We start from the raw sequence: 22,134 nt of genomic DNA on the forward strand, positions 1-22,134 counted from the left end.
CATGAACAGTGCCTACCGAACCTATGCGCTGAAGCGCTTCGTCCAGGCGGCCATTGTCATCCTGCTGGCATACGTCTTCACCTTCGTCATCGTCAGCATCCTGCCCGGCGACCCGATCACCAACGTCCTCCGTAATCCGCAGAGCGGGTTCACGGAGGACGAAATCCGCGAAATCATCGCCGCCCAGGGCCTGGACAGGCCGGTCCTTGTCCAGCTCTGGTCGTCGCTCTCCAACTTCCTGATGGGTGACCTCGGCATATCCATGCGGTCCCAGCGGCCGGTGGCGACATTGATCGGCGAGGTACTGCCTTCGACGCTGATCCTGGCAGCCTCGGGCCTTCTCGTCGCTCTGTTGCTGGCGCTGGTCATTGCCTACGGCACCCGGTTCGTTCCCAAGCAGTATGGACAGGGCTTGCTGCGAGGCTTTCCTTCCTTATTTCTATCAGTCCCCAATTTCGTGCTGGGTCTGGTTCTGATCCACATCTTCGGCTTCCAGCTCGGTTTCTTCCGGGTGATCGAGCCGGACAGCTTCTGGGCGACCGTTTTCGCGGCAATCACGCTCGGTATCCCGATCTCCGCCCAGATCGCGGAAGTGCTCATCGCCAATCTCGATCATGAGGCTGGGCAGGAATATGCCGCCGTCGCGCGCAGCCGCGGCCTCGGCAAGATGCGCCTCTTCGCCAAGCACCTGCTCAAGCCCTCCTCGCTGCCCGTCGTCACCGTCATCGCGCTCACCATCGGCGAACTGCTCGGCGGTTCGCTGATCACCGAGACGGTCTTTGGCCGCACGGGCATCGGCAGCCTCGTGCAGCGCTCGGTGAGCACGCAGGACCTGCCCGTCCTGCAGGCCGTCGTCTCGCTCGCGGCCGTGGTCTTCGTGGTCGTCAACCTCATCGCCGACCTGACCTACCCGCTGCTTGATCCGCGCGTAAAACTCGTTGGCGCTGCCGAGCGTCGGCCGACCACCACCGACGAAAACTCGGCCAACGTTTCCGGAGCGGTGACGCCATGACTATCACCTCCGACTACGCCCACACCAATACACGCACCACCGTCACCAGCCGGCTGACGGCTTTGAAGGTGCCGCCGGTCGTCCTTCTCTCCTTTGTGTTCGTCGCACTTGTGATCGCCTGGTCACTGGTACCTGGCCTCTTCACCAGCTTTGATCCGATCAGCGGCATCCCTGCGCACAAGCTCAGAGCGCCGAGCCTGGAATACTGGTTCGGAACCGACCATCTCGGCCGGGATCTCTATACCCGCGTTGTCTATGGTACCGCCTCCTCGGTCTCCAGTGCGTTGATCGCCGTCGTCATCGGCGTTTTCGCTGGTGGCACTGTCGGCCTGCTGGCCGGCTTTCTGGGCGGTTGGGTGGATACGGCATTCGCCCGGCTGGTGGACGTCCTGCTTGCCATTCCCAAATTCCTGCTTGCGGTCATCGTCGTCACCGCGATCGGCTTCGACACCATCAACGCCGCCATCGCCACGGGTATCTCGGCGGTGGCCGTCTTCGCCCGTGTCATGCGCTCGGAGGTCATCAAGACGAGGGCTGCGACTTTCGTCGAGGCCTCCTATCTGCTCGGCGGCTCGCGCTGGCATATCCTCTGGCGCCACGTGCTGCCAAACGCGTCGCGCTCGGTGCTGCCGCTCGCGGTGCTCCATTTCGGCGACTCGATCCTGGTGATCGCCAGCCTCGCCTTCCTCGGCTACGGCGACCCGCCGCCCGCCTCCGACTGGGGCCTGCTGATCTCGATCGGCAAGGATTACCCCAAATGGCCATGGCTGGTTTACGCGCCCGCCTTGGTCACGATCGCCACCGTCCTCTCAGTGAACAGGATCAGCCAATGGTTACGCAAGACAGATTGAGCGCGACTATTCTCCGCGCCGGAGTTACCGGACAGAAACCGGCAAGCCTGCTGCGGGTCGACGGCCTGTCCGTCTCCTACGGGCTGAACGAGGTTGTCCGGAACGTCGGCTTTGAACTGGGCCGTGGCAAGAGCCTTGCCCTGATCGGCGAGTCCGGCTCCGGCAAGTCGACTATCGCCCGCGCGGTGCTGCGGCTTCTCCCCAGCCGCGGCATCGCGACCGGCCGCGTCGAGTTCGGTGGCCAGGAGATTTTGGCGCTCCCGGAGCGGCAGTTCCGACCATTGCGGGGCCGTACTATCGGCTTCGTTCCGCAGGATCCCGGTAACTCGCTCAATCCGGTTCGGACCATCGGCGCCCAGGCGCTGGAAGCCGCTGCACTCCTCGACGAACCCAGCAAGGCTATCCGCAAGGAGCGCATTCTGGAGACCTTCGCCCAGGTCGGGCTGGACAACCCGCAACGCGTCTACGATTCCTATCCGCACCAGCTCTCGGGCGGCATGCTTCAGCGGGTGCTGATCGGGCTTGCGGTTCTGCCGCGTCCGTCGCTGCTGGTCGCGGACGAGCCGACCTCCGCGCTCGATGTCACGATCCAGAAGCGGATCCTCGACCTGCTCACCAAGCTGCAGCACGATCTTGACATCAGCCTGCTGCTCATCACCCACGACCTTGCGATCGCCGCCGAGCGGGCGGATTCGCTGGTGGTGCTCAAGGACGGCATCGTCCAGGAAGCCGGCAATACCGCAAGCGTCTTCTCCTCGCCTGCCTCGGCCTATGCCAGAAAGCTGCATGCCGACGTCCCGGCCCTGAACCCGGACCGCTATGCAAGGCTGCGCGATCCAGGCTTCCGCCTGCTCAAGGCCGGCGCTGGCAAGGTGCCCAAGATAGAGGTCAGCGCCGTCACCAAGACTTTCGCGGTTGATGGAAGAACCGTGAAGGCGGTCGATGACGTATCGTTCGCCGTTCCGGCTGGCACCACGCATGCGCTGGTCGGCGAATCGGGTTCGGGCAAGACGACGGCCATCCGCCTGCTGCTCGGGCTCGAACAGCCCGACACCGGAAACATCTCCGTCGCCGGCGAGCAGCTTGCCGGCCGCTCGCAGGGATCGCTTCGCGCGGTGTGGCGCCAACTTCAATTCGTCTACCAGAACCCGTTCACCTCGCTCGACCCGACGTGGACGGTCGAGCGGCTGGTGCGCGAGCCGCTGGATCGGTTCAAGATTGGAACAGCCAAGGAGCGGGTCGAGCGCGTCCGCGAGGCGCTCGCCAACGTCGGGCTTGCCGAGCATCTGCTCTCCCGCAAGCCGGAAGCTTTGTCTGGCGGCCAGCGCCAGCGCGTGGCGATCGCACGGGCGCTGGTCCTCAAGCCGGATGTGATCGTGCTTGACGAGCCCACGTCCGCACTCGATGTCAGCGTCCAGGCCGACATCGTCGAGGTGCTGCTCTCGCTACAGGCCAATCTCGGCCTGACCTACATCTTCGTCTCCCACGACCTGGCTCTGGTGCGCCAACTCGCGCACACGGTCTCGGTGATGCACCGCGGGCGCGTTGTCGAACATGGGCGTGTTGCTGACATCTTCGACAACCCGCAGCAGCCCTACACAGTGTCCTTGTTGAAATCGATCCCATCAGGCGCAGCTCGCATCGCCGAAGTGTCAACGCCGCAACCCCGGCGGGTCATCAGTCAGGTCCAAATCGCATGAACATCACCGCACCTGCTCACACCAAACCCGCGCCGTTCCGTCCAAAAACCCGGCTCGGTTTCAACACGCGGGTGTCCTTCAACGACACCGCCGGACCAGCCCAGGGGCTGCGCGACGGGATCGAACTCTACAAGGCCGCCGAGCGGCTGGGTTATCAGTCTGGCTGGGCCTATCAGCGGCATTTTGACCACTACCTGTCCTCGCCACTTCCGTTCTTCGCCGCGGCCGGCCAGCATGCAAAGCATATCACGCTGGGCTCAGCGGTCATCCCGATGCGCTATCAAGACCCGATCCTGCTCGCCGAAGCCGCAGGTACGACCGACCTGCTGATCAATGGTCGTCTGGAACTGGCCATCTCGACAGGCGCGAATGCCGCCTTCGATGCAGTCTTCGGCACGGTCGATACCGACGCCCGCACGGAGGCCAAGCGTCGCCAGGCACGTTTCCTCGCCGCGATCTCGGGCGAAATCCTGCACACCGTCGTTGGGTCAGGACAAGGCGCCCCGGAGGGTGCCGAACTTCGCGTGACGCCGCACAGCCCTACCCTGCGCTCCCGCATCCGGCAGGGTTCGGCCAGCCTTGGCTCTGGCATTCAAGCCGCCGAACTCGGCATCGGGCTCATTTCCGGGACCGTGCAGCACGACCATGCCGAAGGTGAGACCTTTGGCGCGTATCAGGCCCGTATCATCGAGGCTTACCGCAGCATCTGGCGCGGGAAGTGGGGTACCGAGCCGCCGCCGGTCGCGGTCGCAGCATCGATTCTCGTCGGTACCACCCCCGAGCTTCGCGAGAAATATGCCGCCTATGATCTCGAACGCCGCACCGTTGGTATTGCCGCTTCCCGTCCGAAGGGTGCGCTCGCGCCTCCCCCGCCGCCCGCCGGTGCACAGATTTCACCGGTGTTCCAGGGCACGCCCGACCAGGTGATAGAAGCCGTGTTCACGGATCCCGGCATCGCCTCGGCCGATGAGGTCATCCTCTTCCTGCCCCCGGCCTTCGGCCTCGAAGAGAATGTCCGGCTGCTGCGCGATCTGGCTGAGACGGTGGCGCCCGCCTTCGGCTGGTCCGCCTCCTGGTGATCACGACAGCGACTTAACCCGACTGAACCACGTAGCAAGCAATAGGAGCCTCCCATGTCCGCCGAATTTATTAGCATAAGCTTTCCGAACGCCTCGAACGACCTGAACCCTATACCGGACGCTCCCGTGGATCCCAGCTACCTCGAACGATACTCGCGCGCGCTCGACGACTACGGTTTCAACTATACCCTGCTCCCATACTCCTCCGCGTCCTTCGACCCCTTCACGCTCGGGGCCACGGTCCTGGCACATACGAAGAATCTCAAGATCATCGTCGCGCTCCGCCCGAACACGGTCTATCCGACCGTCGCGGCCAAGTCGCTCGCGACACTCGACCAGTTGAGCGGCGGCCGCGTCGTGGTCCACTTCATTGCCGGCGGCAGCGACGAAGAGCAGGCGCGTGAAGGCGACTTCCTCAACAAGGAAGAGCGTTACGAGCGTCAGGAAGAATATATCCGCATACTGCGCCAGGCATGGACCTCGAAGGAGGCTTTCGATTTCGAGGGCAAGCACTACCAGTTCAAAGGGTTCCGCAGCGCGGTGCGCCCGACCAACGGCACCATTCCGATTTCGGTCGGCGGTTCGTCCGACGCAGCCTACCGGATCGGCGGTACGCACGGCGATATTTTCGGCCTCTGGGGCGAGCCGCTCAAGGAGACAAAAGAACAGATCGACCGGGTCTATGCCGAAGCCGCGAAGGCTGGCCGGACGGATCGCCCACGCATCTGGGTGACGTTTCGCCCGATTGTGGCTGAGACCGACGACCTTGCCTGGCAAAAGGCACACAAGGTCGTGGATCGGCTGAACGACAACCGCGAAAAGGGCCTGTCACTGCGTACACCCCTCTCCGCCCCGCGCCCGGCCAATGTCGGCTCGCAGCGGCTGCTCGAAATCGCGTCTCGCGGCGACGTGCATGACCGCGCGTTGTGGTACCCGACCGTGACGGCGACCAACGCCGCCGGGGCCAGCACCGCATTGGTGGGATCGCCGCGCACCATCGCCGATTCCATCCTCGACTACATCGATCTCGGTTGCGATCTCATCTCGATCCGCGGCTACGACAATTTCAACGATGCGATCGATTACGGCCGCTACATCCTGCCGCTGGTGCGGGAGGGTATCCGCGAGCGGGAAGGAACCAAGAAGTCGGCAGCCGCCTGATTCTCCCTATGTGACTGCCAATATGTGGCGGCGCGTCTCCCGGTCGCGCCGCCACACTGCCGGATCAATCAGAAAGCTTGAACCATGCCTTACGACACACACGCGCTGAAAGTCGCCGAGCAGGTGCTCGCGCAGAACGCTCCCGAGGCGGACCGCACGGGCCAGTTTCCCTGGCCGGGTATCAATGCCGTCCATGACGGCGGCCTGCTTTCAAGCACTGTCGCCGTCCGCCACGGCGGCGATGGCGCCAACCTTTACGAGGCGGCCGAAATCCTGGCCTCGCTGGGTCGAGGCGATCCGTCGGTCGCGCTGATCAGCGCCATGACGATCTTCTGTCACCTCGCCCAGGCCCAGAAGGCCTTTTGGCCAGAAGAACTTTATCAGCACCTGCTGGCGGAGGGTAAGAAGCGCCCGCTATTGCTCAATGCGGCCCGCGTCGAGCCGGAACTGGGTTCACCGGCGCGCGGCGGTCTGCCGGCGACGCTTGCCCGACGCACGGCGAATGGCTGGTCGATCACCGGCCGCAAGATGTTCGTGACCGGTGCCTATGGCCTGACCCACTTTCTCGTCTGGGCTCATACCGACGAAGCATCGCCTCGCGTCGGCACCTTCGTCGTGTCGAACAAGCTGCCCGGCATCAATATCATTGAGACCTGGAACAGCCTCGGCATGCGGGCCACGGGGTCGCATGATGTCGAATACACGGACGTCGAAATTCCGCTGGAAAACGTGCTTGATCTCGTCGATCCCTCCGTGGCCCAGCAGGACAATCGCGGCCATGCGGCGATCACGCTGGCGCTGACCGCCATCTATCTCGGGGTGGCGGAAGCCGCGCAAGCGGCCTTCATCCGCTTCGCCCATGAGCGCGTTCCGACCAATCTGGGCCATCCGATCGCCCGCACGGAACGGATCACGACGCTCTCGGGTGAGATCGACCTGCTCATCTCCGGCGCCCGGGAGATCATCTTCGACGCGCTGAGGACAGGCCTCAACAGTCCGGAGCGGCTTATCAGAGCACGCATCATTGCTGGCCGACAGCTGCGCGATGCCGTCCAGATCGCAGTGCGTGGTCTCGGCAATCCCGGCCTTGGATCCGACCTGGGACTGGAGCGGCATTTCCGCGACATTCAGGCTGTGCTCATCCATGCGCCGCAGGAGGATACATGCATATCGATCCTGGGCCGCGCGGCCTATGACCGGTGGAACAGGGAACAGACTGCCGCGACGCAGCAGCCGGCGGAACTGCCGATCCTGAAGTCCGCCTGAAAGCAGAAACACATGACACGCTACATCATCATCGGCGCGGGCGCGGTCGGCGCAAGTCTTGCCGCCCAGTTCGAGACCCATGGCATCCCTTATGTCCTGGTGGGACGCGGCTCGCAGATCGCCCATATCGCGCTCAATGGCCTTTCCTATCGCCGCCCGAATGAAGCCCGTGTGCTTCGGCTCAACGCCGTCGACACCGCGACTCCACCAGCCCTGAGACCGGACGATATCCTCGTCCTCACGGTCAAGGCGCAGGATGTCGAGGCTGCCACCGACTTCTGGGCCTGGCGCGATGTAGAAGGTGCGGGCGGCCTCGCATCGGAACTGCCGCTGGTCACGCTTCAGAACGGACTCGCGGCCGAGGACATCGCGCTCCGTCGCTTCAGCCGAATTTATGCCGCCAGCATCCTCGTTCCAGCACGCTACACCGTGACCGGCGAGGTCACCGTGGACGCGGAGCCCAATGTCGGTGTTGTCACACTCGGGCGCTATCCCCTGGGACTTGACGACACAGCATCGACAATCGTTGCCGACCTGACAAAGGCAGGATATCTCGCCGAAGCCAGTCCGCACATTCGCCGCTGGAAGGCCGCCAAGCTGCAGCACAATGTTGGGAATGCCACTGAGCTATTTGCCGGCACAGCGGACGCTCGCGCAAAAGCCGCGACGGACCTCGCAGCCGAAGCCCGAACTGTCCTTCTGGCTGCTGGCTACGACCCGGCTGCAGCTTCGGAACGCAAGGTCGATATTTCCGGCTGGCAGATCAGGCGTAGTGGAGACGGACCCGGCCGGCAATCGACATGGCAGAGCTTCCTGCGCGGTACCTCAAGCGAAGTCGATTATCTGAACGGCGAGATCGTGCGTCTGGGGCGGCTTCACGGTGTTGCGACACCGCTCAACGCCGCCTTTCAGCAAGCAGCGGCAAGGCTCGCACGCGATGGCGGCAAGCCTGGCTCGCGGGACATTGCTGAGGTCCGATAGACAGCCCGACCTCGAACAACGCTGGACGCATCTTGGCGCAGAAACATGAACAGTCATTCCGAATTCCTCTGGTATATCCCCAACGACATCAAGGCGGGTCATCGCGGTGATGTCGCGACCGAAGGTCATAACAGCCTTGACACTCTAACGGCGCAGGCAAGAGCCATAGAGAAACATGGATGGAAGGGCGCCCTGATCGGCACAGGCTGGGGCCGGCCCGATACATTCACGGTCGCGACCGCGCTTGCCGTGCGAACGACGACGTTCGAGCCCCTGGTCGCCGTACGCCCAGGCTACTGGAGGCCGGCAAATTTTGCCTCTTCCGCAGCGACGCTCGACCAATTAAGTGGTGGGCGCGTGCGGGTCAACGTGGTATCCGGCCACGACGAACTTACGGCCTATGGTGACAACGAAGGCGACCAGTCGCAGCGCTACGCGCGGACGAAGGAATTCATGCGGCTGGTTCGCCGTCTCTGGACCGAGGAGAATGTCACCTTCACGGGAGACCATTTCCAGGTAACCGGGTCGACAGCGATGCCGAGACTGGAAGTCCGCGGTAACCGCCTTCATCCGAAACTCTACTTCGGCGGTGCTTCCGAAGCTGCCGAGCTGGTGGCCGCCACGGAGGCCGATGTCCAGCTTTTCTGGGGCGAATCTCTCGACGGTATCCGGGAGCGCATCGAACGGCTGAAGACGCTCAGCAAGGCGCTCGACCGCGATATCGCTCCGCTGGAATTCGGCCTCAGGATCACGACCCTGGTGAGAGACACGACGGAACAGGCCTGGGCAGATGCGGAGGCGAAAGTCGCCAAGATGGCCGAAGGTGAGGCCGGCGGCTGGCAGGACCATCGTCACGGGATCGCGGCTGGCCAGCAACGCCTTCTCGATCTTGCCGCGCGTGGCGACGTGCTGGACGACAATCTCTACACCGCACCGGGCAAATTCGGCGGCGGCGGAGCGGGCACCACGTGGCTGGTTGGCTCTGCCGAGGATGTCGCCCGCTCGTTGCGCAAGTATCAAGAAGTCGGCATTACGCATTTCGTGCTGTCCGATACACCCTATCTTGCGGAAATCCAGCGTCAGGGTGACGAGTTGCTTCCCCTTTTCCGCAACATAAACGTATAAGAATGGTGGTCATCCTATTGCCCTTCGGTGGCTCGGTCTTCTCGTTTATGATTGCTCGATATTATCCCCCAAAGTGGCTTTTTGCCTCCAATTTCCACTCGCTACAAACAAATGCCCCAAGCCGGTGGGCGCCCCGGCCTCTTATAGACTTTGACCCACCCCCCCAGCCGGGTGGGCACATGTACCCGGTCTTAGTGGACATGGTTCGACGCTCCGTCTCGAAGTCGAGCAAGCCGCACCGCAGCCTGCAGGCAAGCTATGCCTTCGCCTCGGCGCTTGAGTTCCGCAGTGATGGCGTGATTGCGATCCGTCTCGTCCGTGAGCGTCCACATGTCCGAGCGCCAGGACGTGTCGGCTTGGGCAATCGCCTGATCGAGACGACGCTGCGCCGCTATCAATGCCGCCTCTGATCGAGAGCAGCCCGACGTTGCAGCCCGTTCCCGTGCCTGATAGCCGGGCGGCTTGAGATCAAGATTTTCCCTTCTCAAGAGCCCTTGAGACAGCGCCCCAAAACTCAGTGTTTCAGGGTCGCGCGCAGCATCACGCACCGACGTTGATGCACTTATGGGTTCATAAGATGGGTTCCTTATATGGGTTTGTAGGACATTTCTGCCCGGTACTATCGGACATTTCTGCCCGGTTGGATGGACAAAAATGTCCGGTTCATTGTCGCAATCGGCAGGGGTAGAACCGGACATTTCCGCCCGGTTCTCAGCATTGGGAAACGGTCCACCGAGCGGACCGTTAGCGCCCCTCATTCGGTTATCCCATTCGGTCACGATATCCCGGAAAGTGGACCAGATCGGCGCATAGGAGGCGCGCAACGACTTGCCCCCATGGCTGCGCTTGAGGAACATTCCATGCTTCGCACAGAGATCCGCGGTCGCGCGTCGAATCGTCCGCTCGTCGAGATCGAGCAGTGTCGCCAGACGCTCAATGCTCGGATCGCATTGCCCAGTCACCTTGTTGAAATGGTCTATGATGGCGGCCGCTACAGCCTTATCAGCCCCAGAAAGGCCTCGCGCCAAGTTGATTGCCTTCTGAGCGATGGCGACGTCGTTACGCTCAGGCTTTGCGGATGCCATCGCGCGCCCCATAGCGAATATCTCGACCGCGCTTCAGCGCTTCAACGGCGTCCAACGGCGAAAGGTCGAATTTCGCGCGGACCACTGGTATGGGGGCGCCTACGATCGTGTCACGATGAAGCGCAAGCCAGACTGCGGCCACCATGACCCGGTTGGGAACCGCATCTAATTCCGCCGTGTTTTCAAGGCCACTATTTTTGGTCGCGGGCGGCTTAACCGGCTGATTTTGCTCGGTTCTGGCGTGCCCGCTCTGTCCGCCATTATTTTCCAATATGCTTTTGATATACCTCGCCTCTTCCGGCCTTCCAGCGTCGATGGTTGGTGCCGTCTCACCCGCATAGTGAACCTAGAGCCCTTCAGGGTTAAATGGAATCATTTGGCAGTGTCTTGCGACGGTCCACGGCGCCGGCCAAAGCTGCTTGCTCGCCTCGATTCCGCGTTGCGTAACTGTTACGTACTTGTGCCGAGCCTCGTTTTCGGTCTCTGCTGAACAAGAGCAGTTACTGAACGGTTGCCTGACCTTTTGTCATCGCATTGACGCGGGTGACGGTCGGGGAGGAGCGAACTCATGTTGCAGATCCTGGAAATATTGGCGAGCAAGCCGCGATTGCGGACGGCAAGCTTATCCACGATGGCGGGCGCGGCATTTGCGCTTGCCGCGATGGCACCCACCCTGGCCCAGGATGCCGCCAGCAGCCCGCCCGAAACGGAGGCGGATGTATTGGTGCAGCAGGAAGCGGTCAAGGCGCTGGACACCATGGCCGCTTATCTTCGCACGCTCAAGCAATTCAAACTCACGGCGACGACAACCAGCGAAGACGTTCTCGAAGACGGCCAGAAGATCGAAATCCTGGGCCAGACCACGTTCCTGGTCAGGACGCCCGACCGCATGAAGGTCAGCATCGACAACGACAAGCATCAGCGGGAATACTATTACGACGGAAAGTCCGTGACGCAGGTATCGCCGGCTCTCGGATATTACGCGGTCTTCGATGCACCGGACACGATCGCAAAGACCATCATCACCGCGGAGGAAAAGTATGGCGTCCGGTTGCCGCTTGCCGACCTCTTCTTCTGGAACTCGGCGTTTGATCGGAACGTCGAGATCAAGTCGGCCTATTTTGCCGGCCAAAGCAGGATCCTTGGTGAAAGGTGCGATCACTATGCGTTTCGGGTCGCGGCGGCCGATGTCCAGATCTGGATACGGGCCAACGGCGATCCTCTTCCCTGCCGCATGGTGATTACTGAGATCGATAGTGCCGAGCGACCGCAGCAAACTGCGACGCTAGACTGGGATACGGATGCGGAAATCGACGACAGCAATTTCCTCTATGCCGCCCCACCGGAGATGGGCCTCATCGATCAGGACCCCGTGGACTCGACCGGCAAGTGAAGGAGACGTGGCGATGACAACGACGTTCCGAAAAGCAGCCCAACTTGTTCTCTATACCGGATTTGCCCTGATCCTCGCCATTTCGCTGTCGACGGATACATTTTCCCGCGGCGGCGGCGGGGGTGGTGGCAGGGGCGGAGGCCACGGCGGCGGCGGTAACACCAATCGCGGAGGCAGCTTCCATGGCGGCATGCCAAGCGGAACCCAGCCTGTCTACAGGCACAACAATAACAACAACAAGAAGCACCATCACCACTATGAGTATGATCACTGGCACAGGCACGACAACTATTACGGTCGCTGGGCGGGTGCCGCGATCGGCACGGTGGCACTCGGGACCATCGCCTATTCACTACCGACTTCCTGCGTCAAGGTCGTCAGGACCAAGGTTACCTACAGGCGCTGCGGCAATGTCTGGTACGCGCCGAGATACCAGGGGGCAAACATCGTCTATGTCGCTGTCCGCGCGCCTTAAGAACTGAGTGCGTGCCGTAGTCGATGCACTTCGTAAGGTCGATCATACGGGACGCGTCACCGCCCCCGGGAAGCGATCCGAACGTATCGCCCGATATCAATTGCAAGACCAATTCTTCGCCGATCCGGCTCTCGCTCGAGGACATCGCCTTCTGTCGGGGCGTTTCGCGCGCTTTGCCGGGCGAAGCCCATATGTGGGCTTCTGATTCAATTCTGTCCCGGCATCACCCGATCTCACCCCGCAGAATCCCTGCACCAATTGCTTGTTCAAGCGACGGCAGAACCGCGCCCCGATATTGACAACAGTAATCTGTTGACAATCTGCAATTCACCTCCTAGGTTTTGAATATGCCAATTTCTGAAGGCCGGCGCGGCCTTCACTGGGACTCGGGAGGTGGAATGGCATATCTTGAATTGGACGGCCTTTCGAAGAGCTATGGTTCTCTCAAGGTCGTCAAGAACATCGATCTCACTGTCGACAAGGGCAAGCTCGTGTGTCTTCTCGGGCCTTCGGGCTGCGGCAAGACGACGACGCTGCGGCTGATCGCTGGCTTCATCGCCGCGACCGAGGGTGAGATCCGGGTCGGCGGCAAGAGCATTTCGTCCGCGAACGCGACCGTTCCGCCGGAACGGCGCAACATGTCGATGATCTTCCAGAGCTACGCGCTCTGGCCGCATATGACGGTGTTCGGCAATGTCGCCTATGGCCTTGGTCTACGTGGATTGCCGAAAGCGGAGATCGCGCAGGGCGTCGAGAAGATCCTCTCGGCCACACAATTGCTGGCGCTGAAGGACCGCTATCCCGGTGAACTCTCCGGCGGCCAGCAGCAGCGTGTGTCGCTGGCGCGTGCGCTGGTGATTCAGCCGGAAATCCTGTTGCTCGATGAGCCGCTTTCCAACCTCGATGCCAATCTGCGCGAGGAGATGCGCTTCGAAATCCGCAGGCTGCATGACGAGTTCCGCTACACCACCGTCTATGTGACCCACGACCAGGCCGAGGCGATGACGACGGCCGACATGATCGTTGTGATGAACGACGGCAATATCGAGCAGGCCGGAACGCCCGAAGATATCTACGAGCGGCCGGCGACGGAATTCGTCGCCCGCTTCATCGGCGGCACCAATATCCTGAGCGGCACGGCAACCGATAGCAGGACGGTGGCCTGCGAAGGTGGGCTCATCCTGCGCTGCGGCAGCGGTACTGCCACGAAGGGTGCCAAGACGGCAGTCTCCGTGCGTCACCACGATATCGAACTTTCATCCGAACGCCCCGCTGCCGAGACCAATGTCACGGCGGGCACGGTCACGCGTCAGATCTATCTCGGTTCGCACCGGGACTATCTCGTTTCGATTGCCGGCGGAGAGGTGGTGCGAACTGTCGCACCGGTCAACGTCGCGATCCCGGTTGGCCAGGAGGTTTGGCTGCATTTTCCGCCGGAAAAGTGCCGGGCGCTCGCGAAGTAACAAGGGAGGAAGTGAATATGTGGAAGAAAACTCTATCCGCCGTGCTTTTTGCATCGGCGATCGCAGTATCGACCAGTGCCTCGGCCGAGGCACCGGCGCCCTATCCAATCACGCCTGAACTGGAAGCCGCAGCCAAGGCCGAAGGCAATGTGGTCTTCTATACCTCAACCGACGTCGCCGTTGCCGAAAAGCTGGCCGAACTTTTCAAGTCCGAATATCCCGGCATCGCCGTACAGGTTGAGCGCGCCGGTTCCGAGCGCGTGTTCCAGCGTATCGGCCAGGAATATTCGACCGGTATCTATAACGCCGACGTGATCGAAACATCGGATGCGGTGCATTTCGAATATTTCAAACGCCAGGATTGGCTGACGGCGCTGGTGCCGCAGGTGGTTGCCGACAAGTGGCCCGCCGAGGAGCGTGATCCCGACGGCTTTTTCGCGGTCTATCGCGCCCATCTCTCGGTCCTGGCCTATCGCACCGACCTGATGTCCGAGGCAGACGCCCCGAAGACATGGACTGACCTGCTCGATCCCAAATACAAGGGCAAGATGGTCAAGGCCCATCCCGGCTATAGCGGCACGGTCATGACCTCGACCTTCGTGCTCAGCCAATTGCTCGGCTGGGACTATTTCGAAAAGCTCGGCGCCCAGGAAATCATGCAGGTGCAGTCTTCGACCGAGCCGCCGAAGAAACTCGCACAGGGTGAGCGCGCGCTCGAAGTCGATGGCAACGAGTATAATGTCTTCCGGCTGATCGACGAGGGCAAACCGATCAAGATCGTCTATCCCGCAGAAGGCACGCCGCTCGCCGAAGGCAATGCAGCCGTGCTCAAGCAGTCGCCGCATCCGAATGCCGCCAAGCTGTTCTACGCCTTCCTGTTCTCGCTCGAAGCCCAGCAGCTCAACAGCGATTTCGGCGGCCTGCGCTCCTTCCATCCCGATGTGAAGGAAAAAGCAGACCGGACGCCGCTCTCCAAGATCAAGGTCCTGCATTCGGATCCGATCAAGCTCGAGCCGGAAATCCCCACGATCAAGGCGAATTATGAAAAGTTCTTTGGGACTTGATGCATCATGACCAGCAACGCACAGGTACAGGGTCGGCGCCGCGGCATCGACCTTTCATGGCCGACTTTCGCTCTGCTGACCCTTGTCCTGAGCGTTTTGGTTCTCCTGCCACTCTTCTGGCTGACCTATTACAGTTTCCGCAGCGATACCGACGGGTCGGCTACACTTGAAAATTTCGTTGCGCTCGTCGCCGATCCGACGCTGGTTCGGGCCTATGCGCTGGCGATCGGCATGGCGCTCGCCGTCGGCGTGCTGGCATGCGTGATCGCCACGCCTATGGCCTGGCTCGTGGCCCGGACGGATTTGCCGGGGCGAAGGATCGTCCGAATCCTGGTGACGGCATCCTTCGTCACGCCGCCGTTTCTCGGCGCCATCGCCTATGAAATCCTGGCAGCGCCGAATAGCGGCATCGTCAACATTCTCTACCGCAAGATACTCGGCCTCGATTCCTCGGCCTATCTGGTCAACATCTACACGTTCTCGGGCCTGGTCTTCGCGATCGCCTGCTTCACGTTTCCCTATGTGTTCACGCTGGTGGCCAATGCGCTGGATCGCGTGCCATCCGATCTCGAGGATGCCTCCGCAATCCTCGGCGGCAATGCCATGACGACGCTGAGGAAAGTGACCATCCCGATGGTGCTGCCGGCGATGCTGGCCGGCACACTGATCGCCATACTGCAGGCGCTGACGATGTTCGGCTCGCCGGCGATCCTGGCGCTGCCCGCCGGTTTCCATGTGATCACCACGAAGATCTGGAGCCTGTTCCAGTTCCCACCCCGGCTGGGACTTGCGGCCGCAGCGGCACTGCCGCTGCTGATCATCACCATCATGCTGCTGCGCGCGCAGAAGGCGATACTCGGCCGCAAGGGCTACACGGTGCTCGGCGGCAAAAGCGGCACGCCGCGCATCACGAAGCTTGGGCGTTGGAAATGGGTAGCGGTGACGTTTGTCGGCTTCATCCTCAGCCTGACGATCGTGTTCCCGTATCTTGCCATCATCAAGACGGCCTTCACCGGCACGGTCGGCGATGCCATCACCTGGGATACGATCACGCTCAGCCATTGGAACTTCGTGTTGTTCGACTTCTCGGCGACGCGGCTGGCGCTGTGGAACACGTTCCTGCTCGGCTTCCTGACGGCCACGGCCGTGACCGCGATCGCGCTGATCGTGTCCTATCTGGTTATCCGGCGGTCGATACCGGGTGCACACTTCCTCGGCGTGCTGGCGACAGCGCCGGTGGCAGTGCCCGGCATCGTGCTCGGCGTCGGCCTGTTCCTGAGCTATGCGAACCCGACGTTCCAGCTCTATGGCACGATCTGGATCCTGCTCATCGCCTTCATGACGATCGAACTGCCCGCCGGCTACCAGCAGATGTCTTCCGCATTCTCGGGCGTTCATCCTGAGTTGGAAGAGGCCGGGCGCGTGATGGGCGCCTCGCGGCTACGCACTCTGTGGGATATCACCGCACCGCTGCTCCGGACCAGCGTAGTCGCGGCCTGGTGCTTCGTCTTCGTCGGCACGATCCGGGAACTCTCGGCCACCATCCTGCTGACCACGGCCAATACCAAGCTGGTTTCGGTGATCATCTACGACCTCAACGAAAGCGGCGATCTCGGCGCGATCTGCGTGCTTGGCATCATCCTGCTCGCCGTGTCGTTCCTGGTCGTCTTCCTGGCCAACCGGCTGCCGGTGCTCGGCGGATCGCAAATGAATTCGCGGGGTTGATGATTTGGCGGTTTCATTAAAGACGGGGACTGTGAATTGTCGGCAGTCGCAAACATATACGATTGCTGGTAATACAATTTTTGAGTACCTGCCGGCGGCGGCGTGGCACCCACGCCTTTCCGATAGACCCGTTACAATGGCCCGCTCATGTCAGACCTAACAAACGCACCGCAAAACATCTCGGCGATCGATTTTCTTCGCACCCGTTCGCTTGCCAATGTGGTGCAGGCCGAGATCGAGCGGATGATCATCGACGGCGAACTCAAGCCGAACGAGCGGGTCAACGAGAACGGGCTTTCGCAGCGCCTGGGCGTCAGCCGCGGGCCGATCCGCGAGGCGTGCAGCGCGCTTGCGGCGATGGGCCTGATCGAGATCATCCCCAATCGCGGCTTCTTCATCCGGGCGCTGACCAATGACGAGGCGCAGGATCTCTCCGAAGCGCGCGCCGGTGTGTTCGGCTGCATGGCGATGATGCTGGCCGAGCGGATCACTGACGCGCAGATCGCCATTCTCCGTGCGCTGCTGCAGCGGATGGACGAGATCGTCGCGATCGGCGACGTCCATGTCTATTATCCGGTCAATCTCGAATTCCATAAACAATTGACCGTTATGGCCGGCAACAAGCGGCTGGAACTGATCTACCAGAGCTTCGTGCGCGAGTTGCACATCCAGCGCTATCGTGCCCTTTCGAGCCACGACGTGCTGCATATTTCCAACGAGGAGCATCGCGCCATCGTCGATGCACTCGAAGCACGCGATCCGGTCAAAAGCCTGATCGCTGCGCGCACCCATATCCTCAACGGAATCGAGCGGACCCGCAAGGCGGGCCAACCCACTCCTGCGCCGAAGGCCACCAATACTCCCTCATAAGATGTGAGAAACGAGCGACAAATATCGCTGCATCGCTTTTGCAAACAAAAAACTGTTGACAATTAACAATCTGATTTGCCACAGTCCTTCTCAGAATTTGAAATGCGTGAGGAGGATTTTCGCATGAACCAACAAACCCCTGTCGACGTGGCGCTGACGAAATATGTCGCGGACTTCGTGGTCGATGCGAAATACGAGGACCTGTCGGCCGAGGTCGTCGAACTCGGCAAGAAGCACATCCTCGATGGTTTTGGCCTTGCGCTCTCGGGCTCAGTGGCGAAGAGCGGCGAATTGGCCCGCCGTCATCTCGATGACCTGGGCTTGGCCGACGGCGCTGCCACGGTGATCGGCGCCGGGCGCAAGGTGGCCCCGCGCTTCGCCGCCTTCGTCAACGGCGTCGGCATTCACGCCGACGATTACGACGACACCCAGCTCGCCGTCGCCAAGGACCGCGTCTACGGCCTGCTGACGCATCCGACCGCGCCCGCGCTCCCGGCAGCTTTCGCGATCGCCGAACTGACCAAGGCATCGGGCAAGGATTTCATGCTGGCCTATCACCTCGGCGTCGAAGTCGAGTGCAAGATCGCCGAAGCGATCAACCCGCGCCACTACCAGACCGGTTTCCACGCCACGGCCACCTGCGGCACATTCGCCGCCGCTTCCGCTGCCGCCAAGTTGATGGGGCTCGACGTCGCCACCACGCTACGCGCGCTCTCGATCGCGGGCAGCCAGTCGGCGGGCCTGCGCGAGAATTTCGGCACCATGACCAAGCCGTTCCATGCCGGACGTTCATCGGAAAGCGGCGTGGCAGCGGCCCAGTTCGCATCCTATGGCTGGACGGCGGCGCCGACGATCCTCGAAGCACCGCGCGGCTTCTTCTCGGCGGCGGGCGGCGGCTACGACCAGAGCGCCATCCATGGCAAGCTCGGCGCGCCCTGGACCTTCTCCGAACCGGGTATTTCCATCAAGCCGCATCCGTCAGGCTCGCTCACCCATCCCGGCATGACCGAGATGCTGCGGCTGATCAAGGCGAACAATATCAAGGCCGAGGATGTCGTACGCGTGCGCGTGGGCACCAATTCCAACATGCCGAACGCGCTGATCCATCATCGTCCCAAGGACGAGCTTCAGGCGAAATTCTCGATGGAATTCTGCATGGCGATCCTTCTTCTCGAAGGCCGCGCGGGTCTCAACGAATTCACCGACGCGGCGGTCGAGCGTGAAGACGTCAAGGCGATGATCGAGCGGGTCGATTTCGTCATCGACGACGAGGCGGAAGCAGCAGGCTATCACCTGATGACGACCCTGATCGACATCGAACTCAATGACGGACGCAAGATCTCGGGCCGCGCCGATTTCGGCAAGGGCAGCCCGGCTTTCCCGATGAGCTATGACGAGGTCGCCGGCAAGTTCCGCGAGAATGCCGAATTCGCGGGCATGGCGGCCGCCAAGGCCAACGAGATCGTCGAACTCGTGCGCGTCCTCGATACGCTCAAGACCGTCGATGACCTGTCGTCGCGCCTGATCTCAATCGGCTGACGCAGAAGGCATCGCGATGCTCGATCGGGGGGAACACGGCGGTGGCGCAAGGCTGAAAGCCTTGGCCGATGCCGTTGCCCGGATTGGGCTCACCCTCGCCATCGGTATCGCCGGCGCTTTCCTTGCGCGATCGCTGGCGATACCGCTTCCCTATCTGCTCGGTCCATTATTGGCTTGCGGTATCGCCGCGATGGCAGGCGCGCCGCTGCGTGCCGTGCCCTATGGTCGCGAAATCGGCCAGGTCGTGGTCGGCCTCGCGATTGGCCTGCGTTTCATCCCCGCAGTTGTCCTGACTGTCGCCAAGCTGCTGCCCTTCATGGCACTGGCGATCGTGCTGATGATCTTCGTGTCGATGCTCGCGGCGATCATTCTAAAGCGGCTGGCCGGCATCGACAGCCGGACCGCTTTCTTCGCGACCGCCGCGGCAGGCGTCGTGGAGATGGCCGTGGTCGCGCATCAGAAGAAAGCCGATGGCGATATCGTGGCGGTCGTTCATCTCATCCGGGTTACGGCAATCGTGACGACCGTGCCTTTCCTGGTCACGATCTTCGGCGCAGATGGGGGCATTCAGCCAGTCTTGGTGCCGCTCGCGGGTGAGATCTGGCCCTTGCTGGCGCTATTCCTCGCCTCGACGGCTGCAGCCTTCTGGGTGCGCGGGCTGCGACTGCCCAACACTTGGCTTCTGGTTCCCGCCATCATCGCGGCCGTTGTCGCAGGGCTCGACCTCGGCCCGTTCTCCATTCCACCACTTGCCCTCACCATCGCGCAGATCATGATCGGATGCTGGCTCGGCTGTCGCTTCAGGCGATCACTGCTTGGGCGCCTGTCGCAGGTGACGGTCTCGGCGCTGGTCGTCACCGCCTTCCTGCTCGCGGCGGCGGCGGGTCTTGCCACCTTGCTGTCCTACGCGACGGGGCTGCCTTTCGTGACCAGCCTTCTCGCACTCGCGCCCGCGGGCGTCACCGAAATGGTGCTCACGGCCACTGCGATGCATCTCGACTCCACCATCGTCACAGCCTTCCAGATCACACGCATCGCCGTTGTGATGTCGACGATCCTGTTCGCACTCCGCATTTTCGAATCTCTTTCGCGCCGGCTTGGCGCTTCGTCTGATTGAAAGGACTGAACCATGTCACATCATCTCGTGATCGGCATATTGAACGGTGACGATATCGGCCACGAGATCGTGCCCGCCGCCGTCGAGGTTACCCGTGCCGCAGCCGCCAAGACGGGGCTCAAGATCGACTGGCGGCCGATGCCGATCGGCCGGACTGCGCTCGACACGCATGGCTCGACCTTCCCCGAAGGCACGATGGAGACACTCGCCAGGATGGACGGCTTCATCCTCGGCCCGATCGGCCACCAAGCCTATCCGAAGGTGCCCGGCGCGATCAATCCGCATCCCATCATGCGCAAGGGCTTCAACCTGTTTGCCAATGTGCGGCCGACGAAATCCTTCCCCGGCCTCGGCGCGATCTATGACGATATCGACCTCGTCATCGTCCGTGAGAACAACGAAGGCTTCCAGCCCGACCGCAATGTCGTCGCTGGTTCCGGCGAGTTCCGCCCGACCGAGGACGTGACGATTTCGGTGCGCGTGATCACCCGAGCCGGATCCTCGCGGGTGGCGCGCGCCGCCTTCGAGATCGCCCAGCAGCGCAAGAAGCGGCTGACGCTGGTGCACAAGAATACAGTTTTCAAGCTCGGCTGCGGCATGTTCGTCGAGGAGTGCTACCGGGTCGCGAAGGAATTTCCTGATGTGACGGTCGATGAGGTGATCGTCGATACGATGGCGATGCGGCTGATCCGCGATCCGCAGACATTTGACGTCATCGTCACCACCAACATGTTCGGCGATATCCTGACGGATGAAGCCGCCGGTCTTGTTGGCGGTCTCGGCATGGCGCCGGGGCTCTGCATCGGAGAGGGCAATCTGGCGATGGCGCAGGCGACGCACGGTTCAGCGCCTGATATTGCCGGCAAGGGCATTGCCAATCCCTTCGCGATGATCGAGTCGGCCCGGATGATGATCGAGTGGCTGGGCCATAACCGGAAAATCCCGAAGGCCGTTAAGGCTGCATCGATCATGCAGGATGCCATCGCCGTGGCGCTTTCCAACCCCGATACCCGCACGCGTGATATCAAGGGCACGACCGGTACCGCTGGTATGACGGCGGGCATCATCAAGGCGATCGGCTGATCCTGCGTTGGGTGTTCACCGGCCGATAACTCGGCTGGTGAACCTCGCTTGATTCATGCGGCGGCTGGAACAGGTTCCTGGCCGCTGAAGAAATCCCAGAATGCATCATAGATCAGGTCCGGCCGCTGCTCGGCGGGATAATGCCCGGTCGGTACGTCCCAACCGCGCAGATCAGGCGCCCAGGGGCTCCATGCTTCCAGCGGCTTGAAATGGCGGCCGCAATGGCTGTTGCTGCCCCAGAGCACCAGAACGGGGCAGGCGATCGTGCGCTTGGCGTTGTAGTCGGCGGTATCCATCGCCAGATCGACGCCGACAGTGGCGCGATAATCCTCGCAGACGGCGTGGATCTGCTCCGTCGTGGTGCAGCGCTTGTATTCCGCCATCGCCTCCGGGCTGAATATCTCCAGCCCGACGCCCTTCTTGTTGAGCTTGTAATCGATGTAATAGCTGAGGTCCGCCGTCAGCAGTTTTTCCGGGAACGGCGCCTTCTGCGCCATGAAGAACCAGTGATAGGCCTCGATGCCCCAGCCAAGTGTCACATTGGTCAGCGCGTGATGCGTCGGCACAATATCGAGCGCCGCCACGCGTTCGATCCGATCGGGAAAATCCAGCGCCATCCGGAATGCGACGCGCGCGCCCCGGTCATGCCCCGCGACCTGGAAGTGATCGAAGCCGAAATGCGTCATCACCTCGGCATTGTCCTGGCCCATCGACCGGAACGAATAGCCGGAATGGTCCTCGCCGCCATCGGGCTTGGAACTGTCGCCGTAACCCCGCAAATCAGGCATAACAAGGGTAAAGCTCTTGGCCAGCGCCGGGGCGATCTTGTGCCAGCTGACATGGGTCAGCGGGTTGCCGTGCAGCAGGAGCAGCGGTGGCCCGTTGCCGCCGATCGCGACATTGATCTCCGCGCCCGAGGTCTTCACCCGCTCGTAGCGGAAGCCTTCCATCAGCTGGCCCTTTTCCCAAGAGAAGGGCGGCCGTGAAGATTTGGTTCGTGTGATGGGTCGCGACATTGCATTCTCCTCCGTGATTTATGGTGCATGACTGTAGAGTCATTCCCATTTTGGTAAATTGTCAACAGTTTATAATTGACAATTCGTGCGAAATTGGGCATCCGATGATCGAGCGTGGATTTTGGGAGG

At 61.8% G+C, this 22,134-nt stretch carries 20 protein-coding genes; 17 read left to right on the top strand and 3 right to left on the bottom strand.

The window, feature by feature from the left end; genetic code table 11:
- Position 1: 1 nt before the first annotated feature.
- From ACSQ26_RS23680 to ACSQ26_RS23715, 8 genes are all read left to right on the top strand, one after another.
- Positions 2 to 1,012 carry an ABC transporter permease gene (locus ACSQ26_RS23680; RefSeq protein WP_436013260.1) on the top strand — a complete coding sequence of 337 codons (1,011 nt, stop codon included), beginning with the start codon at positions 2 to 4 and terminating at the stop codon, positions 1,010 to 1,012.
- On the top strand, positions 1,009 to 1,863 hold the full coding sequence (locus ACSQ26_RS23685; RefSeq protein ID WP_436013262.1) for an ABC transporter permease: 855 nt from the start codon (positions 1,009 to 1,011) through the stop codon (positions 1,861 to 1,863). The genes ACSQ26_RS23680 and ACSQ26_RS23685 overlap by 4 nt, the downstream gene beginning before the upstream one ends.
- Entirely contained in the window at positions 1,842 to 3,563 is a 1,722-nt protein-coding gene (locus tag ACSQ26_RS23690) for a dipeptide ABC transporter ATP-binding protein (RefSeq protein ID WP_436013264.1), read from the top strand. The genes ACSQ26_RS23685 and ACSQ26_RS23690 overlap by 22 nt, the downstream gene beginning before the upstream one ends.
- Positions 3,560 to 4,642 carry an LLM class flavin-dependent oxidoreductase gene (locus ACSQ26_RS23695; RefSeq protein WP_436013266.1) on the top strand — a complete coding sequence of 361 codons (1,083 nt, stop codon included), beginning with the start codon at positions 3,560 to 3,562 and terminating at the stop codon, positions 4,640 to 4,642. The genes ACSQ26_RS23690 and ACSQ26_RS23695 overlap by 4 nt, the downstream gene beginning before the upstream one ends.
- Positions 4,643 to 4,696: 54 nt before the next feature.
- The gene (locus ACSQ26_RS23700) at positions 4,697 to 5,803 is read left to right on the top strand and encodes an LLM class flavin-dependent oxidoreductase (protein WP_436013268.1); all 1,107 of its coding nucleotides are present in this window, start codon (positions 4,697 to 4,699) and stop codon (positions 5,801 to 5,803) included.
- Positions 5,804 to 5,887: 84 nt separating this feature from the next.
- Positions 5,888 to 7,069: an acyl-CoA dehydrogenase family protein gene (locus tag ACSQ26_RS23705; RefSeq protein WP_436013270.1), complete on the top strand. Its 1,182-nt coding sequence runs from the start codon at positions 5,888 to 5,890 to the stop codon at positions 7,067 to 7,069.
- A 12-nt stretch (positions 7,070 to 7,081) separates the two neighbouring features.
- Positions 7,082 to 8,050, top strand: coding sequence for a ketopantoate reductase family protein (locus ACSQ26_RS23710; RefSeq protein WP_436013272.1), 969 nt, complete (start codon positions 7,082 to 7,084; stop codon positions 8,048 to 8,050).
- A gap of 45 nt (positions 8,051 to 8,095) precedes the next feature.
- A complete protein-coding gene (locus ACSQ26_RS23715) occupies positions 8,096 to 9,175 on the top strand; it encodes an LLM class flavin-dependent oxidoreductase (protein ID WP_436013274.1) in 1,080 nt (359 codons plus the stop codon).
- Positions 9,176 to 9,366: 191 nt separating this feature from the next.
- Here ACSQ26_RS23715 and ACSQ26_RS23720 read toward each other — a convergent pair whose 3' ends face one another.
- On the bottom strand, positions 9,367 to 10,260 hold the full coding sequence (locus ACSQ26_RS23720; protein WP_436013276.1) for a helix-turn-helix domain-containing protein: 894 nt from the start codon (positions 10,258 to 10,260) through the stop codon (positions 9,367 to 9,369).
- The gene (locus tag ACSQ26_RS23725) at positions 10,241 to 10,531 is read right to left on the bottom strand and encodes a hypothetical protein (protein WP_436013278.1); all 291 of its coding nucleotides are present in this window, start codon (positions 10,529 to 10,531) and stop codon (positions 10,241 to 10,243) included. The genes ACSQ26_RS23720 and ACSQ26_RS23725 overlap by 20 nt, the downstream gene beginning before the upstream one ends.
- Before the next feature lie 297 nt (positions 10,532 to 10,828).
- Here ACSQ26_RS23725 and ACSQ26_RS23730 point away from each other — a divergent pair, with 297 nt between their 5' ends.
- The 9 genes from ACSQ26_RS23730 (at position 10,829) to ACSQ26_RS23770 (ending at position 20,989) form a co-directional block, all read left to right on the top strand.
- Complete coding sequence (locus ACSQ26_RS23730) at positions 10,829 to 11,653, top strand: DUF2092 domain-containing protein (RefSeq protein ID WP_436013280.1); 825 nt, start codon at positions 10,829 to 10,831, stop codon at positions 11,651 to 11,653.
- 13 nt (positions 11,654 to 11,666) lie between these two features.
- Positions 11,667 to 12,128, top strand: coding sequence for a hypothetical protein (locus tag ACSQ26_RS23735; protein WP_436013282.1), 462 nt, complete (start codon positions 11,667 to 11,669; stop codon positions 12,126 to 12,128).
- 398 nt (positions 12,129 to 12,526) lie between these two features.
- On the top strand, positions 12,527 to 13,591 hold the full coding sequence (locus ACSQ26_RS23740; protein ID WP_436013284.1) for an ABC transporter ATP-binding protein: 1,065 nt from the start codon (positions 12,527 to 12,529) through the stop codon (positions 13,589 to 13,591).
- 17 nt (positions 13,592 to 13,608) lie between these two features.
- Positions 13,609 to 14,655 (top strand): extracellular solute-binding protein, encoded by a 1,047-nt coding sequence (locus ACSQ26_RS23745; RefSeq protein ID WP_436013286.1) that lies wholly within the window; start codon positions 13,609 to 13,611, stop codon positions 14,653 to 14,655.
- 6 nt (positions 14,656 to 14,661) lie between these two features.
- A complete protein-coding gene (locus ACSQ26_RS23750) occupies positions 14,662 to 16,380 on the top strand; it encodes an ABC transporter permease (RefSeq protein WP_436013288.1) in 1,719 nt (572 codons plus the stop codon).
- 147 nt (positions 16,381 to 16,527) lie between these two features.
- Entirely contained in the window at positions 16,528 to 17,250 is a 723-nt protein-coding gene (locus ACSQ26_RS23755) for an FCD domain-containing protein (RefSeq protein WP_436013290.1), read from the top strand.
- Positions 17,251 to 17,373: 123 nt separating this feature from the next.
- A complete protein-coding gene (locus ACSQ26_RS23760; protein ID WP_436013292.1) occupies positions 17,374 to 18,789 on the top strand; it encodes an MmgE/PrpD family protein in 1,416 nt (471 codons plus the stop codon).
- Positions 18,790 to 18,805: 16 nt separating this feature from the next.
- A complete protein-coding gene (locus tag ACSQ26_RS23765) occupies positions 18,806 to 19,906 on the top strand; it encodes an AbrB family transcriptional regulator (RefSeq protein WP_436013294.1) in 1,101 nt (366 codons plus the stop codon).
- 12 nt (positions 19,907 to 19,918) lie between these two features.
- Positions 19,919 to 20,989 carry an isocitrate/isopropylmalate dehydrogenase family protein gene (locus ACSQ26_RS23770; protein WP_436013296.1) on the top strand — a complete coding sequence of 357 codons (1,071 nt, stop codon included), beginning with the start codon at positions 19,919 to 19,921 and terminating at the stop codon, positions 20,987 to 20,989.
- A gap of 53 nt (positions 20,990 to 21,042) precedes the next feature.
- On the opposite strand, the gene ACSQ26_RS23775 is transcribed toward ACSQ26_RS23770, so the two are convergent.
- The gene (locus ACSQ26_RS23775; protein ID WP_436013298.1) at positions 21,043 to 22,005 is read right to left on the bottom strand and encodes an alpha/beta fold hydrolase; all 963 of its coding nucleotides are present in this window, start codon (positions 22,003 to 22,005) and stop codon (positions 21,043 to 21,045) included.
- Between the last annotated feature and the right edge of the window lie 129 nt (positions 22,006 to 22,134).

Source organism: Rhizobium sp. LjRoot254 (assembly GCF_964254105.1).
Taxonomy (GTDB): Bacteria; Pseudomonadota; Alphaproteobacteria; order Rhizobiales; family Rhizobiaceae; genus Rhizobium_E.